At 55.8% G+C, this 1,777-nt stretch carries 1 protein-coding gene; it reads left to right on the forward strand.

What is annotated here, in order from left to right; genetic code table 11:
* Window positions 1-3: 3 nt before the first annotated feature.
* Window positions 4-1,212, forward strand: coding sequence for an IS110 family RNA-guided transposase (locus QP908_RS11665; protein ID WP_284772353.1), 1,209 nt, complete (start codon window positions 4-6; stop codon window positions 1,210-1,212).
* The last annotated feature ends 565 nt before the right edge of the window (window positions 1,213-1,777 follow it).

Here is a 1,777-nt window from a genome sequence, read left to right on the forward strand (position 1 = left end):
CCCATGGCCTATGACTTCGTCATTGGCGTGGACGTCGGCAAATACTTCCACCACGCCTGCGTCCTCGACCCCCAAGGCAGACAAGTCCTATCCAAACGCATCAACCAGCATGAAGGCTCGCTACGCAAGCTCTTCGGCCAATACCTTGCCGACGAGGCCTCGGTCCTTGTCATTGTCGATCAACCCAACAACATCGGCCGGTTGACCGTCGCAGTCGCCCAAGACATGGGGGCAGACGTTCGCTATCTACCAGGGCTTGCGATGCGGCAGCTCTCTCGCATCCACGTCGGCAACTCCAAGACCGATGTGCGCGACGCCTATGTTATCGCCCATGCCGGTCTTAACCTTCCAGATGCCCTGCGCAGCGTCGACCGCGTTGAGGAAGTCTTTATCCAGCTGAAAGTTCTCAACGGTATCGACGAAGACCTCGCCCGGGCCTACACGCGCCTGATTAACCAGATGCGATCCGCGCTCGTGGGAACCTATCCTGCCTTCGAACATGTCCTGCGTGGACAGATGATTCACCGAAAGTGGATCCTCCACCTACTTGCGAAATACGGTGGCCCCACCAAGATTCGACGCGTCGGTAGAACACGCCTGGCAGCCTTTGCACGCAGTCACAAAGCGCGCAATCCTGAGCCTGTCATCGATGCCATGCTTGCTGCCATCCACGAACAGACCGTGTCCATTGCCGGCGCAGAATACGCCGAACTTGGCGTAGCAATGTCTGCCAAAGATGCACTGGCCAAACTCGAGCACCGCAAGGAAATCGAGGCGCAGGTACTCAAGCTCATTCAGGACATTCCGCAGACCGAGATTCTTTTATCCATGCCTGGTATCGGCCCGCGCAGTGCCGCGCAGATCCTCATGACTGTTGGCGATATGTCCGACTTCCCCGATGCAGCGCACCTAGCGTCCTATGCAGGCCTATCACCACGGACGAATCAGTCGGGAACGTCCATTATGTCGAATTCGCCTAACCGGGCTGGCAACAAAAAATTAAAGAACGCCCTATGGCAATCGTCTTTTGCATCGATCAGATTCCACGAGCGTTCCCAGCAATTCTATGAACGAAAACGCAAAGAAGGCAAAAGACACAACGCCGCAGTCGTCGCCCTCGCACGCCGGCGCCTCAACGTTCTCTTCGCCATGATGCGAAGCGGCGAGCTCTACCGAGATATCTCCACAGCCCAGGAGGCCGCAGCAGCCTAAAGCCAACAGAACCTCACCTCAAGCCGATTGCGCAGAAAGCCCAATCGGCTCCTCACCGTGCCCGAAAACAACATTCACAAGGCAAAGCAGAAGCCCTACACACCCCCAACAAGCCCACCCACGAAGTTGACAACCTATATAGGAACACCCCCCATTACGTTGTTAGCAGTTCCGCTCGGAGGAGCCCAGGATTCGTAATCCTAGCCCCATGCTGGGGCAGGTTATGTTTATCTGCGTTCCTTCTGCCTTATGGCAATGGAACTAGTCGCTGGCTTCGGTATGGCTTATTCCTGTCCCTGTCTGAAAATGATCCGGGGGGTGATGCCGCCGAAGACAGTGACATACTCAAACTGCTAATAGGAACCTGACCCAGCCCAGGTGGCATGAGGTCTCACAGTAATGTGGATGCCAGTACTAAGTATGTCCGACCAACCCCAGCGATGAAGCTTAAATAGTCCAACTTCTCATTCATCGCTAGGAGGCACATACCCATGGCCTATGACTTCGTCATTGGCGTGGACGTCGGCAAATACTTCCACCACGCCTGCGTCCTCGACCCCCAAGG

It is taken from the genome of Corynebacterium sp. MSK204 (assembly GCF_030229885.1).
Classification (GTDB): domain Bacteria; phylum Actinomycetota; class Actinomycetes; order Mycobacteriales; family Mycobacteriaceae; genus Corynebacterium.

Coding starts and splice junctions, on each gene's coding strand:
- QP908_RS11665 (WP_284772353.1), top strand. CDS start 4: ATGGCCTATGACTTCGTCATTGGCGTGGACGTCGGCAAATACTTCCAC.